Raw genomic sequence first — 24664 nt, 5'->3', positions numbered from 1 at the left:
CCAGCATCCGCTCTGCCAGGCGGTCATCGGCATCGTGCAGGATACCAAGCTCGACTGCACGTTCCTTGCCATTATAGACCGGTGTAAAACTGTGAACAGTAACGATGACCGTGTCCTGCCCGCGTGCCTGCCGTTCCTTTACGAGCCTGCGCACGGCATCGTGAAAGGGAATGTAGAGCGCTTCCGTGCGGGCAAGCCGCTCTTCCCCACTCAGATTTTGATTGCCGGGGATGGTGTAGATCTCGCTTTTCTCGGGCATCGCGCCCGGCGAATCCGGCGGGCGGTTGCAGTCATAGATGAGGCGGGAAAAGCGTTGGTAGACGAGAGTGGCATCGAGCGCAGAGGAGATGTTGCGGGCAACAGCCAAAGCACCGGGATCCCAGGCGATATGGCTGTTCAAGGCTTCCTGCGATAGGCCGAGATCGCCGAACTGCTTTGGCAGCGCGCGCGAGGCATGTTCGCAGATGACCAGCAGCGAGCTCTTGCCATGCGGCCGCTCGATGCCGACGCATTCTCCATCCACTTCGCTTAGGACCCTAGTGAGCACGTCGCTGCGCCTCGCCCTGTGCTTAATAAAATCTTTATAAGAAAAGAATTCTTCAGACGATGCGCCGTGTCAAGCGATTCTGAAAATTTCTCTTCACAAAGGAGGTTGACATAGATTGTGACAGCGTTGTTAACTTCCATTGGGAAAGTGGCACAAGACCAATCCCGGGGAGCAAAATCGCGTGACCGCTGCGTCGAAGACGGTTTCGGACGTCATCCATTTGCATTTTGACGTGCTGACGCGCGCAGAGAAGCAGTTGGCCGAGAGTCTGCTGGATAACTATCCCGTTTCCGGGCTAGGCAGCATCACTACGATTGCCGAAAACGCCGGCGTGTCGACGCCCACCGTCGTGCGCATGGTACAGAAACTTGGCTTCAAGGGTTACCCCGACTTCCAGGCGCATCTGCATCAGGAGGTCGAAGCGACGATCTCCAATCCGATCGCCAAGCACGATCGCTGGGCGTCGAATGCGCCGGGCACGCATATTCTCAACCGCTTCGCCGACGCCATCATCGGTAATCTGCGCCAGACACTGAGCGATCTCGACACGGCAACGTTCGACAGCGTCGCGAGCCTGCTTTCGGACCGCAAGCGCGGCCTCTATTTTGTCGGCGGCCGCATCACTGGAGCGCTTGCGGAGTATTTCTTTACCCATATGCAGGTCATCCGGCCAAATACCGCCCTGCTCTCGTCCAATTCTTCCAGCTGGCCTCAATACGTTCTCAACATGAATGCGCGCGACCTGCTGATCATCTTCGATATCCGCCGTTACGAGCAGGAAATGGTGAGCCTTGCCCAGGCCGCCCGCACACGCGGCGCCGAGATTATCGTCTTCACGGACCAATGGGGATCGCCTGCGGCGAAGCTCGCCCGGCACACCTTTCGCGTCAAGATTGAAGCACCGTCCGCCTGGGATTCCTCGGTTGTGACCCTCTTTCTAATCGAAGCGCTGATCGAAGCTGTGCAGAACTCCACCTGGGACGAGACCAAAGAACGCATGAGAACGCTGGAAGGCCTGTTCGAGCAGACGAGGCTTTTCCGAAAACCGGGTTAGGAGGAAAGGGGCAAGAATAAACAAACAACGATGACGGGCCGGTACAAATAGAACAGCATGTCGCAAACGAAACAGCGTCTGCAAATACCCGCGATCGTGGCGAATATTACCGTCACGCAACCGTCACACAAGCTTCATCTAACGTCAGTAACAGCATCGCCAGACACTGAAAACCGAAGGAGAACGACAGTGATCTCTAATATTTCTCGACTGCTTTCGCTTTCTACTGCGATCGTCGTAGCTTCGACTGCGATCGCCGCAGCAGAGCCGAGCGCAGAACTCATCGCAGCCGCGAAGAAGGAAGGCACGCTCACGACCATCGCCCTCCCGCACAACTGGTGCGGCTATGGTGACGTCATTGCCGGCTTCAAGGCCAAGTACGGCCTGGAAGTCAACGAACTGAACCCAGACGCGGGTTCGGGTGACGAAGTCGAAGCCATCAAGGCAAACAAGGGCAACACCGGCCCGCAGGCTCCGGACGTTATCGACGTTGGCCTCTCCTTCGGCCCGACCGCCAAGGCTGAAGGCCTCCTGATGCCCTACAAGGTCTCCACCTGGGACTCCATTCCGGACTCCGCGAAGGACGCCGACGGCTATTGGTACGGCGACTATTACGGCGTTCTCTCCTTTGTCGTGAACACCGACATCGTCAAGAACGTTCCGAAGGACTGGGCAGACCTGAAGAACTCGGACTACGCCAACACGGTTTCGCTCGCTGGCGACCCGCGCGTTTCCAACCAGGCCGTCCAGGCCGTCTATGCCGCCGGTCTCGCAACCGGTGAGAAGGACGCTGCAAAGGCTGGCCAGGCCGGTCTCGATTACTTCGCCGCGCTCAACAAGGCCGGCAACCTCGTTCCCGTGATCGGCAAGTCCGCATCGCTGGCACAGGGTTCGACCCCGATCGTCGTCGCTTGGGACTATAACGGCCTCGCATGGCGCGATAGCCTGAACGGCAACCCGCCGGTCGAAGTCGTCGTTCCGTCGTCGGGCGTTGTTGCCGGCGTTTACGTCCAGGCTATCTCCGCCTTCGCTCCGCATCCGAACGCTGCCAAGCTGTGGATGGAATACCTTTATTCGGACGAAGGCCAGATCGGCTGGCTGAAGGGCTATTGCCACCCGATCCGCTTCAACGACCTCGCTCAGAAGGGCCAGGTTCCGAAGGAGCTGCTCGACAAGCTGCCGCCGGCTGAAGGCTATGCCAAGGCCGCCTTCCCGAGCATCGAAGAACAGAACGCAGGTTCCGCCGTGATCACCAAGCAGTGGGACAGCGTCGTCGGCGCCAACGTTCAGTAATAAGCATGACATCCGGCCTCCCCGCAAAAATGCGGGGAGGCTTTCTTTCACTCCGAGCCCCCTGAGTAGCTAAGCCATGAGCACTGTTTCTTCCCCCATGGTCAGCACGGCCCCCTTGATCAACAAAGACCGCGTGATCGATTGGCTTGGCATCGCACCATTCGTTATTTTCTCCCTGCTGTTTTTGATCATTCCCACCATTTATCTGGTGGCCGGTGCATTCCTCACTCCCGAGGGCAACTTTACCTTCAAGAATATCGGCGATCTGTTTACGCCGGGTATTATGAGTGCCTACTGGATCAGTATCCGCGTTTCCGTCGCCTCGGCGCTCGGTGGCGCGTTGATCGGCTTCTTCCTCGCTTGGGCGGTCGTGCTCGGCGGTCTGCCGAACAGCGTGCGCTCGACGCTTCTGACCTTCTCCGGCGTTGCATCGAACTTTGCGGGTGTCCCGCTTGCCTTCGCCTTCCTGGCGACCCTCGGCCGCACCGGACTCGTCACCCTCTTCCTGCGCGACTGGTTCGGATTCAATCTCTATGGGACGGGCTTTAACCTGCTGTCCTTCTTCGGCCTCACCATCACTTACATGTACTTCCAGATCCCACTGATGGTGCTGATCCTGACGCCGGCGCTGGACGGCATGAAGAAGGAGTGGCGCGAAGCCTCTGAAATCCTCGGCGCTACCAACCTCCAGTACTGGACGATGGTTGCCCTGCCGATCCTCTGGCCGAGCCTGCTCGGCACCACGCTGCTTCTTTTCGCGAACGCCTTCGGCGCCATCGCAACCGCCTATGCGCTGACCGGCAGCTCCCTCAACATCGTGCCGATCCTGCTTTATGCGCAGATCCGCGGCGACGTTCTTCACAACGCAAACCTCGGTTATGCGATCGCGCTTGGCATGATCGTGATTACCGGTGTCTCAAATGTCCTCTACCTCATGCTGCGCATGCGCGCTGAACGGTGGCAAAAATGAAAGCTCAACGCCTCGGTGCATGGATCGCCATCATTCTGGGTGCATCCTATTTCGTCATCCCGCTGCTCGGCACCCTGGAATTCTCGCTGCGCATGCGCCGCGGAACCTACAGTTTCGACGCTTACGCTTCGGTCTTCTCCGACGAGCAGTTCCGCGCCACTTTCGGCTACTCCATGCTGATGGCGCTGTTGACGATCATCTTCGGCATGCTGCTCGTCGTCCCCACCGCCTATTGGGTTCGCCTGCGCCTGCCGCAAATGCGCCCGATCGTCGAGTTCGTGACGCTGCTGCCGCTCGTCATCCCGGCGATCGTGATCGTGTTCGGCTATCTGCGCATGTATAACTCGTCGTCGATCTTGCCGCTGACCGGCTCTACGACCGGCACGAATATCCTGCTCGTCTGCTCCTATATCACACTCTCCCTGCCCTACATGTACCGCGCCGTCGATACCGCCATGCGCGCCATCGACGTCCGCACGCTGACGGAAGCGGCAGAAAGCCTCGGAGCCAGGTGGACGACCATCATGTTCCGCTGCATCTTCCCGAACGTCATGAGCGGTGTGCTGTCCGGCGCTTTCATCACGCTCGCGATCGTCATGGGCGAATTCACAATGGCAGCGCTTCTCAACCGGCCGGCCTTCGGACCGTACCTGCAGCTCGTCGGCGCCAACAAGGCCTATGAGCCCTCAGCGCTCGCCGTCATCGCCTTCTCGATCACCTGGCTCAGCATGGGCCTGCTCAACCTCGTTTCCCGTTTTGGCAAAGCCCGCCCGGCTAAGGCATAAGGTATTTGGCTCATGTCTTTTCTCACACTGACCAACATTCAAAAATCCTTCGGCCAGGTTCAGGTCGTTCATAACTTCAACATGGACATCGAGAAGGGGGAATTCGTCTCCTTCCTCGGCCCGTCAGGCTGCGGCAAGACCACGGTCCTGCGCATGATTGCCGGCTTCGAAGCGCCGACCGGTGGCAATCTCTTCATCGACGGCAAGGACCAGCGCCCGCTGAAGCCGAACCAGCGCAACATCGGCATGGTCTTTCAGGCCTACGCGCTGTTCCCGAACATGTGCGTGCATGACAACGTCGCCTTCGGCCTCAAGGTCGCCGGCATGGCGAAGGCCGAGATTGATACCCGCGTCAAGGAAATGCTCGGCCTCATCCGTCTCGACCATCTGGCGGACCGCTATCCCTACCAGATGTCCGGCGGCCAGCAGCAGCGCGTCGCCCTTGCCCGTGCGCTTGCCGTCAAGCCGCAGGTGCTGCTGCTCGACGAACCGCTCTCCGCGCTCGACGCCAAGATCCGCGTTTCGCTCCGCGAGGAAATTCGCGCGATCCAGCAGCAGCTCGGCATCACCACTGTCTTCGTGACACACGACCAGGAAGAAGCGCTTTCGATCTCCGACCGCATCGTCGTCATGAACGCCGGTAGGGCAGACCAGATCGGGACGCCGTTCGAGATCTACAACACGCCTGCCACGCGCTTCGTCGCGTCCTTCGTCGGGACGCTGAACATGATCGAGGCGAAGGTTGTCGATCCGGCCGCTAACCGCATCCAGATCGGCGATCAGGGGGTGACGCTCAGGCATTCGATCGCGGCTTACAAGGCAGGCGACACCGTCTCGCTGGCGCTGCGTCCGGAAGCGGGCTCGCTGTCCGATAACGTCAAGAGCGATACGGCGCTGACCGGCGAGGTGGTCTCTGCCCACTTCCTCGGCTCCGTGATCCGCACCCGCATGAACGTCGGCGGCAACGTGATTTCGTTCGACATGTTCAACGCCCCTGGCGTCACGCCACCACAGGCCGGCGAGACCGTCACCCTGCGCTTCATGGCAGCTGACCTGCTCGTCATCCGGGACTGATCGAGGCTAGACCAGCACTGCAACGCGATGCTGCGGCCCGGAGCCCCCTCATCCGCCCTCCGGGCACCTTCTCCCCGCTGGGGAGAAGGGAGAACTGCCGCGACGCTGACTGCCCCCTCTCCCCTAGGGGAGAGGGTCAGGGTGAGGGGGCCGCGGCCGCAGCTTTGCGATACGCGCCGGCAAACGCCTGAAATGCCCTTGAATTAGGCGCCCTAATAGCGCAAGGACCGACATATTACCGGTCCACAGAGAAGCGCAGTCTCATGTCCCCCACCTCGACGCCCGCCCCTCGCCGCCTCACCTCTCAGGATTTTCGCACCCTCGGCCTTTCCGCGCTCGGCGGTGCCCTGGAATTCTACGATTTCATCATCTTCGTGTTTTTCGCGACGGTCATAGGCCATCTGTTCTTTCCGCCGGATATGCCCGATTGGCTGGTGACGATCCAGACCTTCGGCATTTTCGCTGCGGGCTATCTCGTGCGGCCTCTGGGCGGCATCGTGCTTGCGCATTTCGGCGACCGATTCGGCCGCAAGCGCGTCTTTGCCTTTTCGATCCTGCTGATGGCGCTTTCGACGCTCGGCATGGCCGCCACGCCGACCTATGACTCGATCGGCGTCGGCGCTCCGATCCTTTTGATCCTGATGCGCATTCTGCAGGGTGCGGCGATCGGCGGCGAAGTGCCGGGCGCCTGGACCTTCGTCGCCGAGCACGTGCCCTTCCGCCGTGTCGGCTTTGCCTGTGGCTTTCTTTGCTCGGGCCTGACGCTCGGCATCCTGTTCGGCTCCTTCATCGCGACGATCATCAACTCGGTCTTCACGCCAGAGGACATCGCGGCTTATGCATGGCGCATCCCTTTCTTCCTCGGCGGCATCTTCGGCCTCGTCGCCGTCTATCTTCGCCGCTGGCTGCAGGAAACGCCGATCTTCGCCGAAATGAAGCAGAGCCGTTCGCTTGTGCGCGAGCTGCCGCTGAAGGCGGTGCTTCGCGATCACCCGCGCGGCATCATCATCTCGATGCTGCTCACCTGGGTTCTCTCCGCCGGCATCGTCGTGACGACGCTGATGACCGCGACGTTCCTGCAGAAGCTCTACGGCTATACCGCCCAGCAATCGCTTGCCGCGACCAGCTTCGGCACGCTGTTCCTGATCTTCGGCACCGCAGCCGCGGGCGCGATCGTCGACCGCGTCGGCTCCGGCAAGTTCTTCGTCGTGTCGAGCATCTTCTTCGGCGCCGCGACGTTCACCTTCTACAGCTATGCTGCCGTCTCGATGAGCGTGCTCTTTGTGCTCTACGCGATCATGGGACTTGCTGTCGGAATGGTTGGCGCCGTGCCTTACGTGATGGTCCGCGCTTTCCCGGCGCGCGTCCGTTTCACTGGCCTGTCCTTCTCGTATAACGTCTCCTACGCCATCTTCGGCGGTCTAACCCCTCTCGCGGTCGCCTCGCTTCTGGCGGTCAGTCCGATGGCGCATGCCTACTATCTGCTCTTCATCGGAGCGCTCACCTTCGCTCTCGGCCTTTACCTGATGGCAAAGGGAGACCGCATCGAGGCCGAGGTCGGGATCGAAGAACTGACTGAGCGGCTGGCACAGAAGGCGTAAGTCTCCAACAAAAAGCCCCGCTCAACGGCGGGGCTTTTCTTTCTGTTAAGCCTAGCGGATCGCCCGGCCATCCGCGTCAAAACGGTGCATATGCGCTGCGTCCGGCGACGCGAAAACGATCTCGTCCGGCTCATAGGCATGCGCGCCGAAAAGGCGCGCCGTCAGCAGGCCGCACTGCTCGGACTCAAGATAGACGATCGTGTCGGCGCCGAGATGTTCGACATGCACCACCTTCGCCTTCCACGTTCCGCTGTCGCGCGAGAGCGTCAGGTGCTCCGGCCGCACGCCGACGGTCTTTGCCTGGCCGTCGCTCAGTTTGTCGGCCGGAATGAAATTCATCATCGGCGAACCGATGAAGCCGGCGACGAAGAGATTGGCCGGCCGGTTGTAGAGCTCCATCGGCGAACCGATCTGCTCGATCGCGCCGGCGTTCAGTACGACGATCTTGTCGGCAAGCGTCATCGCCTCGACCTGGTCGTGGGTGACGTAGATCATCGTCGCCTTCAGCTGACGATGCAGCTTGGCAATCTCCAGGCGCGTCTGGACACGCAGCGCCGCATCGAGATTGGACAGCGGTTCGTCGAAAAGGAAAAGTTCCGGTTCGCGCACGATCGCGCGGCCGATTGCGACGCGCTGGCGCTGACCGCCGGACAGCTCAGCCGGGCGGCGCGCCAGATAGGGTTCGAGCGACAGCATCGCCGAGGCTTTGCCGACGCGGGTCTCAATCTCCCCCCTCGGCGTTCCGGCCTGCTTCAGACCGAGGCCCATATTGTCCTTTACCGTCAGGTGCGGATAAAGCGCGTAGGACTGGAAGACCATGGCGATGCCGCGCTTTGCGGGCGGCGTCAGCGTTTCGTCCTTGCCATTGATGAGGACGGCACCGGACGTGACATCCTCGAGGCCTGCGATGCTCCGCAGCAGGGTCGATTTTCCGCAGCCGGACGGACCGACGAAAATCACGAACTCGCCGTCACGCACCTCTAGGTCGATGCCCTTCAGCACTTCATGCGTGCCGTAAGCCTTACGGATGGATTTGAGTTGAAGCGATCCCACTACTCATATTCCTCTTATAGTTTGACCGGTTGGCCGGTGCGCACGCTCTCGTCGGCGGCAAGGCAAATCCGCAGCGACGCCACGGCATCGCTCATATGACGGTTGAGGTCCAGATCTTCGCGGATGGCCTTCAGCATGAAGGCCTGCTCCAGATCGCAGAGGTCCTGATGGCCGGGCTCGCCCGCCATCGTCATGTCCTGATCCGGCCTGATGAACTTGCCCTCCGGTCCCGTCTCGGCACTGTGCAAACGGATCACGGAGGTCTTGGTGTGCGTATCGATATCGTCGGACTTGGCATTCGGATCCATGACGATCGAGACCGCCCCGTTCGGCGACATGACATCCTTCACGAAGAAGGCCGTCTCCGAAATCATGGGACCCCAGCCGGCCTCGTACCAGCCGACGGAACCGTCTTCGAAGATCACCTGCAGATGGCCGTAATTATACATGTCCGGCGCGATCTCGTCCGAGAGGCGCAGCCCCATGCCGCGCACCTCCACCGGCTTCGCGTCGGTGATCTGGCACATGACGTCGACGTAGTGCACGCCGCAATCGACGATCGGCGATGTCGTCTGCATGAGCGACTTGTGGGTTGCCCAGGTCGGGCCGCTGGATTGCTGATTGAGGTTCATGCGGAAGACATACGGTCCGCCAAGTTTCCGCGCTTCCTCGATCAGCTTCATCCAGGATGGATGATGGCGAAGGATGTAGCCGATCACCAGCTTCCGCCCGGCCTTCTTCGCCGCCGCGACGACACGCTCGGCGTCGGCGACGGTGGTCGCCAGCGGCTTTTCCACGAAGACATGGCAACCGGCCTCGAATGCCGCGACGGCATAGTCGGCATGGCTGTCGGAATAGGTGCAGATGGAGCAGAGATCGGGCTTCAGTTCGGCAAGCGCCTTCTTGAAGTCGGGCAGGATCTCGTAGCCGGAAAGCTCAGGCGCCAGCACCGGCTTCGAACGATTGACGAGACCGACGATCTCGAAGCCGGGATTGTTGTGATAAGCGAGCGCATGGCTGCGCCCCATATTGCCAAGCCCGGCGACGAGAACGCGGATCGGCTTTTCGGATGAACTCACTTGACGGCTCCCGAAGTGATGCCGCGGATCAATTGCCGCGAGAAGATGACGTAGAGGACGAGGACCGGCAGGATCGCCAGCGAAAGGGCCGCCAGCACCGCGTTCCAGTTGGTGACGAACTGGCCGATGAAGATCTGCGAGCCGAGCGTGACCGTCTTCGTCGCTTCGCTCGGCGCGAGGATCAGCGGGAACCAGAGGTCGTTCCAGATCGGGATCATGGTGAAGACCGCCACCGTCGCCATCGCCGGCCGCACGAGCGGCAGCACCAGACGGAAGAAGATCGCGTATTCCGACAGCCCATCGATCCGCCCGGCATTCTTGAGGTCGTCGGAAACGGTCCGCATGAATTCCGAAAGGATGAAGATCGCAAGCGGAATGCCCTGCGCCGTGTAGACCAGGATGAGCGCGGTCAGCGTGTTGACGAGGCCGGCGGCGACCATCCCCTGCAGGATGGCAACGGTACCGAGGCGGATAGGGATCATGATGCCGATCGCGAGATAGAGCCCCGTCATAAGGTTGCCGCGGAAACGGTATTCCGAGAGCGCAAAGGCCGCCATTGCGCCGAACAGAAGCACGAAGAAGATCGAGGCGACGGTGACGATCACGCTGTTCTGGAAGTAGGTGGCAAAGTCACCCTGCCCCAGCACCGTCTGGTAGCCGATGAGGCTGAAGGAAGTGGGCGTCGGCACCGTAAGCGGCGCCCGGAAGATCGAGTTCCTGTCCTTGAAGGAATTGATGATCGTCAGGAATACCGGGAAGAGCGCTACCAGCGTGTAGGCGATCAGCGCCAGATGCACGAAGCCGGAGCGGACGAGAGATGTGCGTGCCTTGGACATGGCCGTCCTCCCCTCAGAACTGGTAGCGGCGGATGCGCCGCTGGATGACGAAGAGATAGAGCGAAACGCCCGCGAGGATGATCAGGAACATCACCGTCGCCACCGTCGCGCCCATGGAACGGTCGCCAAGCTGCAACTGGAAACCGAAGAAGGTGCGGTAGAGCAGCGTTCCCAGGATGTCGGTCGACATGTCCGGCCCGGCGAGCGCGCCCTGCACGGTATAGACCAAGTCGAACGCGTTGAAATTACCGACGAAGGTCAGGATCGAGATGATGCCGATCGCCGGCAGCACCAGCGGCAGTTTGATCTTCCAGAACTGGCTCCAGCCAGTGATGCCGTCGCATTCGGCGGCCTCGATGACTTCTTCCGGAATGTTGAGGAGCGCCGCATAGATCAGCATCATCGGAATGCCGACATATTGCCAGACGGAGATCAGCGACACGGCGATCAGCGCGCTGCCCGGCCTTCCGAGCCAGGGCGCAAAGAGCGACTTCATGCCGACCAGGTCCATCATCCAGGGCGCGACGCCCCAGATCGGCGACAGGATCAGCTTCCAGATGAAGCCAACGATGACGAAGGAAAGCAGCGTCGGCAGGAAGATCGCAGTCCGGTAGAAGGTCACGAAACGCAGCTTCGGAATGGAAAGCATCGCCGCGAGCGCAACGCCGATCGGGTTCTGCACGCACATATGGATGATGAAGAAGATGACGTTGTTCTTCAGCGCGTTCCAGAAGTCGTGCGCCCACCGCGCATCGCCGAAAAGAACCTTGTAATTTGCAAAACCGACGAATGCGGGCTGGCCGTCGATGACATTGTAGAAGGACAACCGAAGCGTCTCGATCAGCGGCAGGATCATCACGGCCGTATAAACGAGGAAGGCCGGCAGCAGGAAAACGAGGATGTGCCAGCGGGCGGGCCGCTTGATCGGAGCCACATCGATGGCGGCGTTTTCGGCTTCGTTCATGGCTTTTTGGCCGTTCTTGTTGGCCGTCGAGGCACGGCGCAGGTGGAAATAGGGATGGCAACGAAGAAAACCGCTCATCCGCCCTGCCGGGCGCCTCTTCGCTACGAGCGAACCGCCATGCCTCCGGCATGACGAGACCCCTTCTGGCCTGCCGGCCATCTTCCCCACAAGGGGGAAGAAGACGCGCGGCACGATCCCCTCCCCGCCAAACCGCGCATCGGCGGCCGCCTAAGCCCCTCCCCCTTGTGGGGAGGGGTTGGGGAGGGTTTTCCCATCACTTCGCCGGCTTGTACCAGCTGTCGAGGCCCTTCTGCAGCTTCTCGGCAGCAGCCTGCGGCGTGTCGGTGCCGTTGATGACATTGGCCGATTCAACCCAGGTCTCGTTTTCGAGGCTCGGGGTGCCGCGCGCCAAGATCTGGTAGGTCGAGCGGATCGTCGGCTTGCACTTCTCGCGCCAGGAGACGAATTCCTGGGCCAACGGGTCGTTCATCTTTACCGGCGTCGAGTTCAGGCTGAAGAAGCCCGGCAGCGAGTTGGCATAAATTTCGGCGAATTCCGGAGAGGCAACCCAGGTGAGGAACTTCTTGGCTTCCTCGGAATGGGCGCTCTTGGCATTCAGGCCGATGCCGATGTCGTTGTGGTCGGAGATGTAGCAGGTGTCGCCGGCGTTCTGAACCGGCGGCGGGAAGGCACCCATCTTGAACTGAGCCTGAGAGTTGAACAGGCCGATTTCCCACGATCCGGCCGGGTAGATCGCAGCGCGGCCGAGCGTGAAGAGGTTCTGGCTGTCGGCATAGGTCTGTGCCTCGAAGCCGTCGCCGAGATAGGGCTTCCACTTGGCGAGAGTTTCGTAAGGCGCTACCCAAGGCTTGTCCGTCAGCTTCTGCTCGCCCTTGATGAGGGCTGCGCGGCCTTCCTCGCCCTTCCAATAGTTCGGGCCAATGTTCTGGTAGCCCATGGTCGCGGCTTCCCAGAGATCCTTCGTACCCATGGCCATCGGGATGTAGGTGCCGTCAGCCTTGATCTTGTCGAGCGCTGCGAAGAATTCGGCTTCCGTTGTCGGGATTGCGATACCGAGCTTGTCGAAAGCGTCCTTGTTGTAAATGAAGCCGTGGATGACCGAGGCCATCGGCACGCAGAAGGTGGCCTTGCCGTCGTCAGTGGTCCAGGCCGCCTTGGCGACCGGCGAGAAGTTCTCCATGCCCGACAGGCTCGTTAGGTCGGCAAGGAGTTTCTTGTTGTAGAGTTCCAGCGAGACATCGAACGGCCGGCAGGTGATGAGGTCGCCTGCAGAACCGGCATCGAGCTTGGCATTGAGTGCGGCATTGTATTCCGTCGGCGCGGTCGGCGAGAACGTAATCTTGATGCCCGGGTTCTTCGCCTCGAAGGCCGGGATGATCTTTTCCTGCCAGATGGACAGGTCGTCGTTACGCCAGCTTTCAACCGTCAGCGTGACGTCGGCGGCATATGCAAAGCCGGCAGACGTGAGCAGGCTGGAGGCAAGCAGCAGGCTTTTCAGAGCAGTGTTCTTCATTTCCCTCTCCTGTTTAAGCGCCATGGGGCGCTATCTTTGGTTCTGAAACAAGCAGTTGGTGTGCCTGAGGATATACCTCAACACTCCGTGAGGGCCGCCATATACTGCCGGCCCCGAAAGCTCGACGGACGCGGAAAGCGATGCCGCCTCCGGCCGGTGCGCCCTCCGGTACGCTCAACCGGGCGCGATAAACTCGCAAGGAATAGCTGGCTGATCTCCCATGGCGCTCGCACTGAAGCGACATCCCGACGCGACCGTTTAAAGACAGCGACTGATGCTTGGCGCCGTTCTATCTGCCTCTACTTGCTGTTCCCTATCCGGAATTAAGGCCAAAAAAATACCAATTGTCCAGCCGAATTTAACTTTTGAGGCCAATAAATTTCTTTCAAAAATTTTTTCTTTAAAAATCAGCATGATACAAAGATGAGGATTTTGAAAACCAATTCTGCTTGGTAAATGGTATTTTTTTGGTATTGTAACAAAGCCAAGCGGACGCGGCATTCGGAGGTTAGATGACGGGGCTTGCAATCGGCATAGACGGAGGCGGATCGAGCTGCCGTGCCGCAGTTGCCGACAGGGTGGGCAATATTCTGGGTCGCGGCAATGCCGGACCTGCCAATATCCTTTCCGATCTGGAAAGCTCGCTGATCAATATCGTCGAATCAGCGCGTGAGGCTTTGCGGGCGGCAGGCCTTTCTGCCGACACCCTTTCCAAAGTCTCGGCCGTCGTCGGCGTCGCCGGAGCCAATGTGGGAGACTATGGCGTACGTATCGAGCGAGCCCTGCCCTTTGCGGACGGCCATGTCGTGACGGATGCCCTGATCGCGCTTCAGGGCGCGCTGGGAGATTCCGATGGCGTCATCGGCGCCTTCGGCACCGGCTCGGTCTATAATGCTCGCCGCGACGGCAAGCTCCATGGCATCGGCGGCTGGGGGTTCGTCATTGGCGATCAGGCAAGCGGCGCGCGTCTCGGCCGCGACCTCATGGAAAAATCCCTGCTCGCCTACGACGGCGTGCGCCCGCCATCACCTCTGACAGCAAGGATATTGGCTGAGTACGGCGACGATCCTGAACGCCTCGTCGAATTCGCCCACGTTTCGAAACCGAAAGACTTCGCACGCTATGCGCCGCTGGTCTTCGACTACGCCGCGCAGGGCGATGAGATCGCGGTCGGTATCGTCAAGGATGCGGCCGCGGCAATCGGCGAAAACCTGGACGCGCTGCTGTGGCCGGAATGTCCGGCAATTTGCCTGCTCGGCGGCCTCGCCAAGGCCTATGAACCGTGGCTTTCAGAGCGACATAAAGCGCTGCTCGCACCGCCGAAAGGCGACGTCCTCCAAGGCGCAGTCAACCTTGCAGTCAAGCGCCTGACCGCTGCAAAGAGAGGCGCCGCATGACCGACGACCTCGCGACCATCCTGTCGCCCGAGCGCCTGCAAGCCGGCGGGACCGGCCCTCTCTATGTAAAGCTGCGCCGCACTCTGGAAGATGCCATGCGCACCGGCGCCCTCGGCCACGGCGACGCCCTGCCGCCGGAACGCGATATCGCAGAATTCGCCGCCGTCAGCCGTGTCACGGTTCGCAAGGCGATCGACGATCTCGTCGCCGATGGCCTGCTGGTCCGTCGCCACGGCTCCGGCACCTTCGTGGCCAAGCCGGTCTCGAAGGTCGAACAGCGGCTTTCGCAGCTCACGTCCTTCACCGAGGACATGGCGCGGCGCGGCATGACGGCGCGTTCCGAATGGCTGCATAAGGGCATCCATACCCCCTCGCCCGACGAAATGATGATTCTGGGCCTCGCCACAGACATCAAGGTCTCGCGTCTCTCGCGCCTTCGCATCGCCGACGATCAGCCGCTGGCGATCGAGCATGCGAGCGTCTCCGGCGAGTTCCTGCCCGATCCATCCGTGGTGACGACATCCCTCTATGCCGAACTCGAACGCCGCGGCGTCCGCCCCGTCCGCGCCGTGCAACGCATCTCGGCCACGAACATGAAGGAAGCCGACGCCCATCTCCTCGGCGTTCCGGTCGGGGCCGCGGGCCTTTCGATCGAGCGTATCTCCTATGTCGGCTCCGGCCGGGCGATCGAATTCACCCGCTCGCTCTACCGCGGCGACGCCTATGATTTCGTGGCTGAGCTTACGATCGGGGCCAGTTGACGGCTACCAGAGCCGGGCAATCCAGCGTTGATCGCTGGAGAGCCTGTCGAAAACCGTGTCCGCCGAAATCAGCGGAAGTCCGTTCGCCATGGCCGTGGCGGCAATCAGCCGGTCGAACGGGTCACGATGCGCCCAGTCCATCGTTGATGCCTGCAGGCAAACGTCTGGCGTCAATGCAACGGTTCGTCCGCCCTGCCGCTCAAGCAGCTCCGCTAGGTCATGAATGTATGACTGCATCGCGGGCCATTTGCCGAGCCGCACCTTTTGACCGATCTCGAACAATGAAATGGGGCTGACGAGAACGGCATCCGCTTGCTGGATCACAGTGACGGCCCTCGCCGTCAGCCGCGCGTCGGCCGTCAAGGACCATGCCCATGCGTGAGTGTCGAGCAGAACCGCGTTCAATTCGCGCCTTCCCAGTTCGCCAGATCGTCCTCATCCATCGGCTCGAAGAAGTCGGGCGCGCTCCCGCCGACCTGCCCCTTCAGAATTCCGATCGTGAAGGAATTCTGCGGGATGGGTGTAAGCTTGACGACGGGCTTCTGCCCCTTGGCAATGACAACCTCCTCACCTGAAAGCGCAGCGTCGATCAGTTTCGAGAGATTTGTCTTGGCTGCGTGAACCGTCACTTTCATGGCCACCTCATTAGCTAACTTAGCTATGTTAGCATAGGAATATCGCCCTTGCCAGATCAGCCGTCAGGATACTCAGTTGCGGAAAATCCAGTTGCCGCAAAAACATAAGGGCGGAAAGTGAAGCACTTTCCGCCCTTCTTGATTCAATCTCTGAACTGACCGCCGACGATCAAGCCGCGTCGTCGATTTCCTCGTCCACCTTGCGCGGCAGGTAGTTCAGCACCGGCCCGAGCCAGCGCTCCACGTCGGAAATCGTCATGCCCTTGCGCGCGGCATAGTCCTCGACCTGATCGCGCTCCACCTTTGCAACACCGAAATAGTAGCTGTCGGGGTGGCCGATATAGAGGCCGGAGACGGACGAACCGGGCCACATGGCGTAGCTCTCCGTCAGCTTCACGCCGGCTGCCTTTTGGGCATCGAGCAGCCGGAAGAGCGTTGCCTTCTCCGTGTGGTCGGGCTGCGCCGGATACCCAGGTGCCGGGCGAATTCCGGCATACTCCTCGGTGATAAGCTGCTCGTTGGTCAGCTTCTCATCCTTGGCATAACCCCAGAACTCCTTGCGGACCCGTTCGTGCATGCGCTCGGCGAAGGCCTCGGCGAAGCGGTCGGCGATCGCCTTGACCAAAATCGACGAGTAGTCGTCATTCGCCCGCTCGAACCGCTCTGCAATGGCGACTTCCTCGATGCCGGCCGTCACAACAAAGCCGCCGACATAGTCCTGGACGCCGCTCGAAACCGGCGCCACGAAATCCGACAGCGCCACGTTCGGGCGGCCGTCGCGCTTCGAAAGCTGCTGGCGGAGCGTGAAGAAGGTGGCAAGCTCTTCCTTCCGGGCTTCGTCCGCGAACAGACGAATGTCGTCGCCGACGCTGCCTGCCGGCCAAAAGCCGATGACGGCACGCGGGCGGAACCACTTTTCGTCAATCACCTTCTTGAGCATCGCCTGCGCATCGGCCCAGAGCGCGCGTGCCGCCTCGCCCTGCTTCTCGTCGTCGAGAATGGCAGGGTAACGGCCGCGTAGCTCCCAGGTCTGGAAGAACGGCGTCCAGTCGATGTAGCGGGCGATATCCGCCAGATCATAATCCTCAAACACCTTGGTGCCGATGAACCGCGGCCTGGTCGGCTTGTAGGAGGCCCAATCCACCTGGTGCGCATTCTCGCGGGCACGCGGGAGCGGCAGGCGAACCTTTTCAGCTTCGCTGCGCGCATGCGCCGCGGCAACCTTGGCATATTCGCCGCGGATACCGTCGATATAGGTCTGACGCGTATCCGGAGACAGCAAGGACGAGACGACGCCAACGGCGCGGCTCGCATCCGTAACATAGACCGTCTGGCCCTTGTGATATCCTGGATGGATCTTCACTGCGGTATGAACACGGCTGGTCGTCGCGCCGCCGATCAGAAGCGGGATATCGAAGCCCTCACGCTCCATTTCGGCTGCCACGTGCACCATCTCGTCGAGCGACGGCGTGATGAGACCCGAGAGACCGATGACATCGACCTTCTCCTGCACGGCTGTCTCGAGGATCTTCGTCGCCGGCACCATGACGCCCAGATCGATGATCTCGTAATTGTTGCACGCAAGTACGACACCGACGATGTTCTTGCCGATATCGTGCACGTCGCCCTTGACGGTCGCCATCAGGATCTTGCCGGCAGACTTCCTCTCGTCGCCGCCGTTCAGCCGCTTCTCTTCTTCCATATAGGGTAGCAGCACGGCAACCGCCTGCTTCATGACGCGCGCCGACTTGACGACCTGCGGCAGGAACATCTTGCCGGAACCGAAAAGATCGCCGACGACGTTCATGCCGGCCATCAGCGGGCCTTCGATGACGTGCAGCGGGCGCTCGGCCTTCTGCCGGGCTTCTTCGGTATCGGCCTCGATATATTCGGTGATGCCGAGGACCAGCGCATGCTCGAGACGCTTCTCGACCGTCCACTCGCGCCAGGAAAGGTCCTGGGCTTTCGCTTCCTTCGTGCCGGCGCCGCGGAAGCGTTCGGCGACTGCGAGCAGGCGCTCGGTCCCATCCGGACGGCGGTTCAGGACGACGTCTTCGCAGGCCTCGCGCAACTCCGGATCGATGTTATCGTAGACGGCAAGCTGGCCGGCGTTGACGATGCCCATGTCCATACCCGCCTGGATGGCGTGGTAGAGGAACACGGCATGCATCGCCTCGCGCACCGGCTCATTGCCGCGGAACGAGAAGGACAGGTTGGACACGCCGCCGGAGATATGCACGAGCGGCATCTCCTTGCGGATGGTGCGCGTCGCCTCGATGAAGTCGACGCCGTAATTGTTGTGCTCGTCGATACCGGTCGCAACCGCGAAGATGTTCGGATCGAAGATGATATCTTCCGGCGGATAGCCTGCCTTCTCCGTCAGCAGCTTGTAGGCGCGCCGGCAGATTTCCACCTTACGCTCGTAGCTGTCCGCCTGCCCTTTCTCGTCGAAGGCCATGACGACGACGGCCGCACCGTAGCGGTGCAGCAGCTGCGCGTGAGCAAGGAAATTCTCCTCGCCTTCCTTCAGCGAGATCGAATTGACGATTGGCTTGCCCTGAACGCACTTGAGACCCGACTCGATGATCGAGAACTTCGAGGAGTCGATCATGACAGGCACTCGGGCAATGTCCGGCTCGGCGGCAATCAGGTGCAGGAACTCGACCATCGCCTTTTCGGAGTCGATCAGGCCTTCATCCATGTTGATGTCGATGATCTGCGCGCCGTTTTCGACCTGATCGCGCGCAACGTCGAGTGCTGCTGTGAAATCGGCGTTGGTGATCAGCTTGCGGAAGCGGGCCGAACCGGTGACGTTGGTGCGCTCACCGACGTTGACGAAGGGGATTTCCTTGGTCAGTTCGAAAGGCTCAAGCCCCGACAGCGACATGAACGGCCGATGCTCCGGGATCGGGCGCGGCTTGTACTTGGCGACGGTTTCGGCGATCGCGCGGATATGCTCCGGCGTCGAGCCGCAGCAGCCGCCGACAATATTGACGAGACCTTCGCGCGCAAAGCTGTCGATCTGCGCCGCCATCAGTTCCGGTGTTTCGTCGTACTGGCCGAACTCGTTCGGCAGGCCGGCGTTCGGATAGGCGCAGATGAAGGCATCGGCGACACCCGAAAGCTCCTGCAGATGCGGGCGCATCGCATTGGCGCCGAGTGCGCAGTTGAGGCCGATGGTGAACGGGTTGGCGTGGCGGACCGAGTTCCAGAAGGCCGACGGCGTCTGGCCGGAAAGGGTGCGGCCGGAAAGGTCGGTGATCGTGCCCGAGATCATCATCGGCAGGCGGATGCCCTTGGCCGCGAAACGCTCCTCGCACGCGAAGATCGCGGCCTTGGCATTCAGCGTATCGAAGATCGTTTCGATGAGGATGATATCCGCGCCGCCGTCGATCAGGCCATCGATCTGCTCGCCGTAGGCAATGCGAAGCTCGTCGAAGCTGACGGCCCGGAAACCTGGATTGTTGACATCAGGCGAAATCGACGCCGTGCGGTTGGTCGGGCCGATCGCGCCCGCCACGAAGCGGCGGCGGCCATCCTCGCGCTCGGCGCGAATTGCCGCGCGCCGCACGATCTCGGCACCGTCCTTGTTGAGGTTGTAGACTTCGCCTTCCATCTGGTAGTCGGCCTGCGCGATGCGGGTCGAGGAAAAGGTATTCGTTTCCAGAATATCCGCGCCGGCCTTGGCGTATTTGTAATGGATTTCCTCAAGCGCATCTGGCTGCGACAGGATCAAAAGGTCGTTGTTGCCCTTCTGGTGACAGGCGCAGCCGATGAAGCGCTCGCCGCGGAACTGGTCTTCATTATAGCCGAGTCCTTGGATCTGCGTGCCCATGGCGCCGTCAAGAACGAGGATTCGCTCGCTTGCGGCTTTCCGCAAAGCTGCAAAGATTTCATTGCCGTCGCGTTTTGCCCCTTGGGGACCAAAGAGATTAGTGAACACGGGCGGACTCCTTGACAATCGTTTAAAGGCCAGAGCGACCAATCACATAAAGATATGTTTATGTCAATATATGCTTTGACTTTGTGATGGTTCGCGAGGCGGGGTGACAGACTCGGGCTCGGCCTATATAGGCTCTTTCGCAAGTCGTTGTTACGAAATCGGAGGAATGACATGGCATCTGTAACTGGCGACGCCGGCATTGGTCATTGGAGCACCCGCGCCTATCATCGCAACTGGCTTCTCGCCCAGGCAAACGGCCTCTTCGATTTCTTCCAGCACAATTCGATCAATCCTAAGGGCGGTTTCTACGATCTCGATGATCACGGCCAGCCGCTCGACGCCGACGGGCAGGTCCGCGGCATTCACATTGCATCGCGCGCGGTCCACTGCTTCTCGATCGGCACCCTTCTCGGCCGCCCCGGCGCGAGCGATGTCGTCGATCACGGCATGGATTACCTTTGGAACCATCACCGCGATACGAAGAACGGCGGCTATTTCTGGTCGCTGAACAATGATGGCCCTGTCGACTCCACCAAGCAGGGCTATGGCCATGCTTTCGTCTTGCTTGCCGCCTCCTCGGCAAAAACCATCGGCCATCCGCTGGCCGATGCCATGCTGGCCGACATTACCGAAGTCCTCAACACCAGGTTCTGGGAACCAATGCACGGCGCCATCGCTGAAGAGTTCACTGCCGACTGGCAGCCGCTCGACGGAGGTCGCTATCGCGGCCAGAACTCCAACATGCATCTCACCGAAGCACTGATGGCCGCTTTCGAAGCCACCGGCGACAGAGATTATCTCGCTAAGGCCGAAAGCATCGCCGATCTCGTTATCCGCAGGTCGGCCGGTTCCGTCGGCTGGCGCGTCGCTGAGCATTTCAGCGCCGACTGGGGTCTCGACAAGAGCTACTACCATCCGAACGAGATGTTCCGCCCGGCCGGCACCACGCCAGGCCATTGGCTGGAATGGGCACGCCTTATCCTGCAGCTCTGGGCACTCGGCGGCAAGAAGCACGACTGGATGCTGGATGCCGCCAAGGGCCTCTTCTCGCAATCGATGGCGCTCGGCTGGGACAACGGCAAGGGCGGTTTCTTCTACACGCTCGATTGGGACGATAAGCCGGCGAAGCGCAACAAGCTCTGGTGGCCGGCCTGCGAGGGTGCGGCTGCCGCACACTTCCTGAACGAGCATCTGCCGAGCGACTTCCACGAGCAAAGCTATCGCAAGATCTGGAATGTCATCGAGAGTGCCTTCATCGACCATAAGAACGGCGGCTGGCACGAAGAACTGACGGAAGACCTCGTTCCCTCTCACAGCCTCTTCCCCGGTAAGGGCGATATCTACCATGCCCTGCAGGCCTGCCTCATCCCCCTCTTTCCGGCGACGGGCAGCGTCACCAAAGGCATTATCGAGGCAAAAGGGAAGATTTGAGCAGGCGACTGCTGGCGCGTGGCCCGATGACCGCTTCACGCCAGCCGCAGGGAATCCAGATCTTTCGCCAGCATCAGCGACAGCGCCTCGACGACGAGATTGTGGTCGTCCCGCTGCGGCAGGCCCGAAACCGTGACCGCGCCGATGCAGCCGGTTCCCTTGACATTGATCGGAAAGCTGCCGCCATGCGCTGCATAGTCAGCGCTCGAAAGCCCGTTGTCTTCGACGGTCTTGCCGTCCTTCTGAAGCTTCAGGCCGCAGGCGTAACTGCTCTTTGAATAGCGGAATACCACGTTGCGCTTGCGCCGCACCCATTGGACGTTGTCGGGCGTAACACCCGGCAGCGCCGCGTAAAAAACCGGCATCGAGTGCAGCGAAACGTCGATCGCCACGCCAAGCCCGCGTTCCGTCGCGAGTTCCTGCAGCAGTTTGCCAAGCTGCCAGGCTGTCGTGAGGTCGAAGGCATCAAAGCTCAATACCTGTTCCTGCTCCGCAATCCGGCTGAGATCGTCCTCAACAGTCATAGGCCTTGCTCCTCCTGCCACATCGAACCGGCAGAGAGCATCCGCAAGCGGCAGTGAAAAGTAAAGCAACGTCTGGAGATTTCGACAGCTTAGTGCGCCACCGATGACAGTGAACCGATGATATCCTCCGGCGACATGGGCTCTTTCGAGCGTAGCAACACCGTGCCGTCACAGTCGAGCAGGAGAAGGCCGAATTCGCCGGGCCGCGGCCCCTGGAGATCGTCGCGGATTTCATCGGCGTCGAGGTCCTCGGATCCCTCGAAAGTGGGAAACACCCCGCCGCCGGCGACATTCAGCACCTCTATATCATTCTCGATGAGCGAAAAACGCGCCCGGCGCAGCGACTCGTCCTGCACCGTGGCACGGTCATCATCTGCATCCGCAAAAATGATGAGAACACGTTTCCGGCCGATGAATGGTTTGAGACAGTCCGGGGACGTGGGCGCCTGCGGCGCCGGCCCGATGATTTCGCGTATGATTGATTTAAGCATGATGCTCACATCCTTCGTTCTGTCTTCAACGATTGGAAGTGAGAGCGGTTCCCTTCAAAAGCAGAGGGGATCGCGGACCACCGCGATCCCTCGCGCGGCCTCATTCGGATGGTTTGCGCTCCGCCGGGCGGGTGGGAACGGCCACCACATCGGCCGTGCCGTTGGCAAGAAGGCGTTTGCGGACCAAGACGCGCATGACACGGGCGGCCGTCGAGAAGCTCATCTGGTCGAGCGGCCCCTCGCCTTCCCACGGCTTTGTCAGTCTTTCGGTAACGGCGCCGACAATGTTGTTCGGCACGATGTCGTCGCACTCGCGCATGGCTTCGAAGACGAGGCTGATCGGAACGACCCGCCCTTCGAAGGTGACGATTGGTTCTGTGAGTTCCGTATCCCATTCTTCGAAAGCATAGAGGGCTTCGCGGAAGAGTTCCTGAAGGGTGATCGGCGCGTGTCCGTTGTGAAGTGGCGGCAAGGCATTCGTCATGTCTGTCTCCTCTCTAGGATTAAGCCAGTTCCTCCTTATCGGCCGGATCGAATCAGAACTCGGAACTCGGGGCTCCTCCGGAACCGATAACACGATTCTTTTTATAGTGTAACACTCGCGTGATAAAGCGATTTATGCCCGCCGCGCCGTTGAGATGCGTTTCCAAATAAATAAGCCGTTGATATTCCTGAAGAACATCAACGGCTTTTTCCCGGAGTTTGAAAGGCCCTAGGCCTTACTGCTCGAGCGCGAAGGTCAGGTTGACGGTGACATGATAGGTGTTTTCGCCGCCCTGAATCGGCACGGAAGAGTCGCCCGCCTCCTTCGCCATCGTTGCGCGATAGGCTGGTTGCGGCATCGGCCGAACGCTGCTCTCGCTGATCTCGATGACGCGGCCCAATTTCACGCCGGCGGCCTCCGTCAGCGTCTTTGCCTTCTTCATCGCGGCTGCGACGGCATCCTTGCGCGCCGCTTCCATGGCCGCCTCCGGCTTGTCGTTGGTGAACTGGATGTCGCCGCCCTGGTTGACGCCGAGCGTCACCGCCTGGTCGATCAAGCCGCCCAATTCGCCGAGATCGCGCACGCGCACCGTCAGCCCGTTTGAGACCTGATAGCCGATAAGCTCCGGCGGCTTCGGCTGGCCGTCGTTGCTCTGCGGATAATTGTATTGCGGCTGCACGGAGAAGCCCGAAGTCTGCAGATCCCTGTCGGCGATCCCCTCTTTCTTCAGCGCCGCCAGAACGGCGGCCATCGCCTTGTTGTTCTCGTCGAGCGCCTCGCGGGCCGTCTTCGCCTGCTTGACGACCGCAAGGCTGAGGACGGCCATATCGGGCGCTGCCGCCGACTGCCCCTCGCCCGAGACCATGACCACCGCCTCACGCGGCCTCGAATCATCGGCAGCCGCCGCTGCCATCGGCAGGACGGCCGGCACACCGATCAGCACGCCGAAAGCCAGGTTTCTAATAGTCCGCAGCGCCATGTTTCACTCCTTGGTTGTCGCGACCCCGGCTAGCTGTTTGCCGATTGATTGTGAAGCTATTGCGGCAACGTCTTGTCGCTGCATCCGAATTGCGTTAGAGCGAAACCGCACCGGGGGACCATTGCCCCGCTGCCGGCGCGGCCAAGCCACGCACGGGCCTGTAGCTCAATGGTTAGAGCCGGCGGCTCATAACCGCTTGGTTGGGGGTTCGAGTCCCTCCGGGCCCACCATCTCGCTTTGTGCCGTTGCGATTCTTGCTAACACCTTGAATGGAAAGGTGGTATTGGCGGTTCGATAACCCGATTTCCGCGAGTAGCGAACAGGCTCCGCGAATACCAGCCTGAGGACTGCCCTTTTGAAGGGAAGGTCCCCATTATCGTATATATCCCAAGGGCTTGCTAATAAAGCGAGCGCCGGTTCGATAAATTCGTCCAGCCGGCGTGCCGGGGGCACGATTCGAGCTATCTTCTCTTCGAGAAGCAACTTCTCCCGTTCCAGCTTCTCGATCTTGTCCTCATAGGCTTTTATCACCGTCGAGTTTCCAGTCTCGATGATTCGGTCGAGGAGCGTCTGTATTTGCTTCTCGACACTACGGAGTTGGTTTTCGACTTGGCCCTTGCCCTGATGAGCTTCGGCAGCCCGCATGTTCCACGCATCAATGAACATCGTTTTAGCCAATCCAAACAGCTCGCGCGTCGGCTGAAGGCTCTGCAAAATCTCCGCAAACCCGCCCTCTATTTTCTCACGAGGGATTGATTTGCGGCTATTTTCGCAACCTTCTGTATCGCAAAGGTAGTATGGATAGTATTTGGAGCGGCCCTTCGACCAGCAAGCGGTCATTACGCGGCCGCAGTCATCGCAGAGGACGAAACCGCGCAGCGGGAAATCCTGATTGATGTCCTTCCGCACGGGAGCCTTCGGATTTTCGTTCAGGCGCTCCTGAATCCGCTCGAACGTCTCCAGGCTGATTAAAGGTTCATGGTGCCCTTTTCGTGGTGACACGCCCCACGCCGGCATACCGACGTAGCCCGCATAGATAATATTCGTTAGTAGGCGCTCAACCCGCGTGTAGTACAGTTTGCCGGTACTCGTGTCTTTAGGGAACGCAGGCCTTGCATCTAAGAAGTGCTTGAACTCGCCCTTTGACTGCAGATGCCCAGAAGCGAAGCTTTCCAGAGCCTCAACGAGAATGGACGCGACTGGCTCGACTCGAACCAAAATCTTCCCAT

The 24664-nt window shown here is 60.4% G+C and carries 24 protein-coding genes, 1 tRNA gene and 2 pseudogenes; 12 read left to right on the top strand and 15 right to left on the bottom strand.

Features of this window, described 5'->3' with window-relative positions; all coding sequences use genetic code 11:
* A partial coding sequence (locus ACPYOI_RS16150; protein ID WP_481423024.1) for an N-formylglutamate amidohydrolase occupies nucleotides 1–547 on the bottom strand: 547 nt, incomplete at its 3' end.
* A 181-nt stretch (nucleotides 548–728) separates the two neighbouring features.
* Here ACPYOI_RS16150 and ACPYOI_RS16145 point away from each other — a divergent pair.
* From ACPYOI_RS16145 to ACPYOI_RS16115, 7 genes and pseudogenes are all read left to right on the top strand, one after another.
* A complete protein-coding gene (locus ACPYOI_RS16145; protein WP_481414821.1) occupies nucleotides 729–1601 on the top strand; it encodes a MurR/RpiR family transcriptional regulator in 873 nt (290 codons plus the stop codon).
* Nucleotides 1602–1790: 189 nt separating this feature from the next.
* Nucleotides 1791–2894, top strand: a complete 1104-nt coding sequence (locus ACPYOI_RS16140) for an ABC transporter substrate-binding protein (RefSeq protein WP_168830639.1) — start codon at nucleotides 1791–1793, stop codon at nucleotides 2892–2894.
* 76 nt (nucleotides 2895–2970) lie between these two features.
* Nucleotides 2971–3864 carry an ABC transporter permease gene (locus ACPYOI_RS16135; protein ID WP_481414822.1) on the top strand — a complete coding sequence of 298 codons (894 nt, stop codon included), beginning with the start codon at nucleotides 2971–2973 and terminating at the stop codon, nucleotides 3862–3864.
* Nucleotides 3861–4649, top strand: coding sequence for an ABC transporter permease (locus tag ACPYOI_RS16130; protein WP_168830637.1), 789 nt, complete (start codon nucleotides 3861–3863; stop codon nucleotides 4647–4649). Before ACPYOI_RS16135 ends, ACPYOI_RS16130 begins: the two co-directional genes overlap by 4 nt.
* A 12-nt stretch (nucleotides 4650–4661) precedes the next feature.
* Nucleotides 4662–5723, top strand: a complete 1062-nt coding sequence (locus ACPYOI_RS16125) for an ABC transporter ATP-binding protein (protein ID WP_481414823.1) — start codon at nucleotides 4662–4664, stop codon at nucleotides 5721–5723.
* Nucleotides 5724–5750: 27 nt separating this feature from the next.
* Nucleotides 5751–5884, top strand: a pseudogene (locus ACPYOI_RS16120) (endonuclease domain-containing protein); the annotation flags it as partial.
* 102 nt (nucleotides 5885–5986) lie between these two features.
* Complete coding sequence (locus ACPYOI_RS16115; RefSeq protein WP_481414824.1) at nucleotides 5987–7324, top strand: MFS transporter; 1338 nt, start codon at nucleotides 5987–5989, stop codon at nucleotides 7322–7324.
* 51 nt (nucleotides 7325–7375) lie between these two features.
* On the opposite strand, the gene ACPYOI_RS16110 is transcribed toward ACPYOI_RS16115, so the two are convergent.
* From ACPYOI_RS16110 to ACPYOI_RS16085, 6 genes are all read right to left on the bottom strand, one after another.
* Nucleotides 7376–8377 carry an ABC transporter ATP-binding protein gene (locus tag ACPYOI_RS16110; protein ID WP_481414825.1) on the bottom strand — a complete coding sequence of 334 codons (1002 nt, stop codon included), beginning with the start codon at nucleotides 8375–8377 and terminating at the stop codon, nucleotides 7376–7378.
* A gap of 14 nt (nucleotides 8378–8391) precedes the next feature.
* Complete coding sequence (locus tag ACPYOI_RS16105) at nucleotides 8392–9456, bottom strand: Gfo/Idh/MocA family protein (RefSeq protein WP_481414826.1); 1065 nt, start codon at nucleotides 9454–9456, stop codon at nucleotides 8392–8394.
* A complete protein-coding gene (locus ACPYOI_RS16100; RefSeq protein WP_481414827.1) occupies nucleotides 9453–10292 on the bottom strand; it encodes a carbohydrate ABC transporter permease in 840 nt (279 codons plus the stop codon). Before ACPYOI_RS16100 ends, ACPYOI_RS16105 begins: the two co-directional genes overlap by 4 nt.
* Nucleotides 10293–10305: 13 nt before the next feature.
* On the bottom strand, nucleotides 10306–11256 hold the full coding sequence (locus ACPYOI_RS16095) for a carbohydrate ABC transporter permease (protein ID WP_481414842.1): 951 nt from the start codon (nucleotides 11254–11256) through the stop codon (nucleotides 10306–10308).
* A 274-nt stretch (nucleotides 11257–11530) separates the two neighbouring features.
* Nucleotides 11531–12790, bottom strand: coding sequence for an ABC transporter substrate-binding protein (locus ACPYOI_RS16090; protein ID WP_481414828.1), 1260 nt, complete (start codon nucleotides 12788–12790; stop codon nucleotides 11531–11533).
* 258 nt (nucleotides 12791–13048) lie between these two features.
* Nucleotides 13049–13291: a hypothetical protein gene (locus tag ACPYOI_RS16085; protein WP_481414829.1), complete on the bottom strand. Its 243-nt coding sequence runs from the start codon at nucleotides 13289–13291 to the stop codon at nucleotides 13049–13051.
* A gap of 11 nt (nucleotides 13292–13302) precedes the next feature.
* Here ACPYOI_RS16085 and ACPYOI_RS16080 point away from each other — a divergent pair, with 11 nt between their 5' ends.
* Both ACPYOI_RS16080 and ACPYOI_RS16075 read left to right on the top strand, forming a co-directional pair.
* Nucleotides 13303–14187 (top strand): glucosamine kinase nucleotide-binding domain-containing protein, encoded by an 885-nt coding sequence (locus tag ACPYOI_RS16080; protein ID WP_481414830.1) that lies wholly within the window; start codon nucleotides 13303–13305, stop codon nucleotides 14185–14187.
* Nucleotides 14184–14948 carry a GntR family transcriptional regulator gene (locus ACPYOI_RS16075; RefSeq protein ID WP_168830627.1) on the top strand — a complete coding sequence of 255 codons (765 nt, stop codon included), beginning with the start codon at nucleotides 14184–14186 and terminating at the stop codon, nucleotides 14946–14948. The genes ACPYOI_RS16080 and ACPYOI_RS16075 overlap by 4 nt, the downstream gene beginning before the upstream one ends.
* Before the next feature lie 3 nt (nucleotides 14949–14951).
* Here the strand turns inward: ACPYOI_RS16075 and ACPYOI_RS16070 are convergent, their stop codons facing one another.
* The 3 genes from ACPYOI_RS16070 to metH all read right to left on the bottom strand — a co-directional run bounded on the left by ACPYOI_RS16070 (nucleotide 14952) and on the right by metH (nucleotide 19526).
* Nucleotides 14952–15353 (bottom strand): type II toxin-antitoxin system VapC family toxin, encoded by a 402-nt coding sequence (locus tag ACPYOI_RS16070; RefSeq protein ID WP_481414831.1) that lies wholly within the window; start codon nucleotides 15351–15353, stop codon nucleotides 14952–14954.
* On the bottom strand, nucleotides 15350–15583 hold the full coding sequence (locus ACPYOI_RS16065; protein ID WP_168830625.1) for a type II toxin-antitoxin system Phd/YefM family antitoxin: 234 nt from the start codon (nucleotides 15581–15583) through the stop codon (nucleotides 15350–15352). Before ACPYOI_RS16065 ends, ACPYOI_RS16070 begins: the two co-directional genes overlap by 4 nt.
* A 169-nt stretch (nucleotides 15584–15752) precedes the next feature.
* The gene (gene metH / locus ACPYOI_RS16060) at nucleotides 15753–19526 is read right to left on the bottom strand and encodes a methionine synthase (protein WP_481423023.1); all 3774 of its coding nucleotides are present in this window, start codon (nucleotides 19524–19526) and stop codon (nucleotides 15753–15755) included.
* 171 nt (nucleotides 19527–19697) lie between these two features.
* Between metH and ACPYOI_RS16055 the strand changes: the two genes are divergently transcribed.
* Nucleotides 19698–20957, top strand: a complete 1260-nt coding sequence (locus tag ACPYOI_RS16055) for an AGE family epimerase/isomerase (RefSeq protein WP_481417372.1) — start codon at nucleotides 19698–19700, stop codon at nucleotides 20955–20957.
* Nucleotides 20958–20992: 35 nt separating this feature from the next.
* Here ACPYOI_RS16055 and ACPYOI_RS16050 read toward each other — a convergent pair whose 3' ends face one another.
* The 4 genes from ACPYOI_RS16050 to ACPYOI_RS16035 all read right to left on the bottom strand — a co-directional run bounded on the left by ACPYOI_RS16050 (nucleotide 20993) and on the right by ACPYOI_RS16035 (nucleotide 23435).
* Nucleotides 20993–21481, bottom strand: a complete 489-nt coding sequence (locus ACPYOI_RS16050; RefSeq protein ID WP_168830622.1) for a heme-degrading domain-containing protein — start codon at nucleotides 21479–21481, stop codon at nucleotides 20993–20995.
* An 89-nt stretch (nucleotides 21482–21570) separates the two neighbouring features.
* Nucleotides 21571–21972, bottom strand: coding sequence for a DUF4174 domain-containing protein (locus tag ACPYOI_RS16045; protein WP_481417373.1), 402 nt, complete (start codon nucleotides 21970–21972; stop codon nucleotides 21571–21573).
* 100 nt (nucleotides 21973–22072) lie between these two features.
* Nucleotides 22073–22456, bottom strand: a complete 384-nt coding sequence (locus tag ACPYOI_RS16040) for a BRA0787 family protein (RefSeq protein WP_481417374.1) — start codon at nucleotides 22454–22456, stop codon at nucleotides 22073–22075.
* Between the two features lie 235 nt (nucleotides 22457–22691).
* Nucleotides 22692–23435, bottom strand: coding sequence for an SIMPL domain-containing protein (locus ACPYOI_RS16035; protein ID WP_481417375.1), 744 nt, complete (start codon nucleotides 23433–23435; stop codon nucleotides 22692–22694).
* A 154-nt stretch (nucleotides 23436–23589) separates the two neighbouring features.
* Here ACPYOI_RS16035 and ACPYOI_RS16030 point away from each other — a divergent pair.
* Together ACPYOI_RS16030 and ACPYOI_RS16025 are read left to right on the top strand one after the other, a co-directional pair.
* Nucleotides 23590–23665, top strand: a tRNA-Ile gene (locus tag ACPYOI_RS16030).
* A gap of 346 nt (nucleotides 23666–24011) precedes the next feature.
* A complete protein-coding gene (locus ACPYOI_RS16025) occupies nucleotides 24012–24191 on the top strand; it encodes a hypothetical protein (protein WP_481417376.1) in 180 nt (59 codons plus the stop codon).
* 27 nt (nucleotides 24192–24218) lie between these two features.
* On the opposite strand, the pseudogene ACPYOI_RS16020 reads toward ACPYOI_RS16025, so the two are convergent.
* Nucleotides 24219–24653, bottom strand: a pseudogene (locus ACPYOI_RS16020) (recombinase family protein); the annotation flags it as partial.
* Between the last annotated feature and the right edge of the window lie 11 nt (nucleotides 24654–24664).

The sequence above is a fragment of the Rhizobium sp. SVR5-2C genome (genome assembly GCF_056755115.1).
Note: the sequence above shows the minus strand (reverse complement) of the source record. Positions and strands in the feature narration are given on the sequence as shown.

Excerpts from the sequence above, each read along its gene's own strand:
- ACPYOI_RS16135 (WP_481414822.1), top strand. The coding sequence starts at position 2,971 with ATGAGCACTGTTTCTTCCCCCATGGTCAGCACGGCCCCCTTGATCAAC.
- ACPYOI_RS16130 (WP_168830637.1), top strand. The coding sequence starts at position 3,861 with ATGAAAGCTCAACGCCTCGGTGCATGGATCGCCATCATTCTGGGTGCA.
- ACPYOI_RS16125 (WP_481414823.1), top strand. The coding sequence starts at position 4,662 with ATGTCTTTTCTCACACTGACCAACATTCAAAAATCCTTCGGCCAGGTT.
- ACPYOI_RS16115 (WP_481414824.1), top strand. The coding sequence starts at position 5,987 with ATGTCCCCCACCTCGACGCCCGCCCCTCGCCGCCTCACCTCTCAGGAT.
- ACPYOI_RS16100 (WP_481414827.1), bottom strand. The coding sequence starts at position 10,292 with ATGTCCAAGGCACGCACATCTCTCGTCCGCTCCGGCTTCGTGCATCTG.
- ACPYOI_RS16095 (WP_481414842.1), bottom strand. The coding sequence starts at position 11,256 with ATGAACGAAGCCGAAAACGCCGCCATCGATGTGGCTCCGATCAAGCGG.
- ACPYOI_RS16090 (WP_481414828.1), bottom strand. The coding sequence starts at position 12,790 with ATGAAGAACACTGCTCTGAAAAGCCTGCTGCTTGCCTCCAGCCTGCTC.
- ACPYOI_RS16085 (WP_481414829.1), bottom strand. The coding sequence starts at position 13,291 with ATGCCGCGTCCGCTTGGCTTTGTTACAATACCAAAAAAATACCATTTA.
- ACPYOI_RS16080 (WP_481414830.1), top strand. The coding sequence starts at position 13,303 with ATGACGGGGCTTGCAATCGGCATAGACGGAGGCGGATCGAGCTGCCGT.
- ACPYOI_RS16075 (WP_168830627.1), top strand. The coding sequence starts at position 14,184 with ATGACCGACGACCTCGCGACCATCCTGTCGCCCGAGCGCCTGCAAGCC.
- ACPYOI_RS16065 (WP_168830625.1), bottom strand. The coding sequence starts at position 15,583 with ATGAAAGTGACGGTTCACGCAGCCAAGACAAATCTCTCGAAACTGATC.
- ACPYOI_RS16055 (WP_481417372.1), top strand. The coding sequence starts at position 19,698 with ATGGCATCTGTAACTGGCGACGCCGGCATTGGTCATTGGAGCACCCGC.
- ACPYOI_RS16050 (WP_168830622.1), bottom strand. The coding sequence starts at position 21,481 with ATGACTGTTGAGGACGATCTCAGCCGGATTGCGGAGCAGGAACAGGTA.
- ACPYOI_RS16045 (WP_481417373.1), bottom strand. The coding sequence starts at position 21,972 with ATGCTTAAATCAATCATACGCGAAATCATCGGGCCGGCGCCGCAGGCG.
- ACPYOI_RS16040 (WP_481417374.1), bottom strand. The coding sequence starts at position 22,456 with ATGACGAATGCCTTGCCGCCACTTCACAACGGACACGCGCCGATCACC.
- ACPYOI_RS16035 (WP_481417375.1), bottom strand. The coding sequence starts at position 23,435 with ATGGCGCTGCGGACTATTAGAAACCTGGCTTTCGGCGTGCTGATCGGT.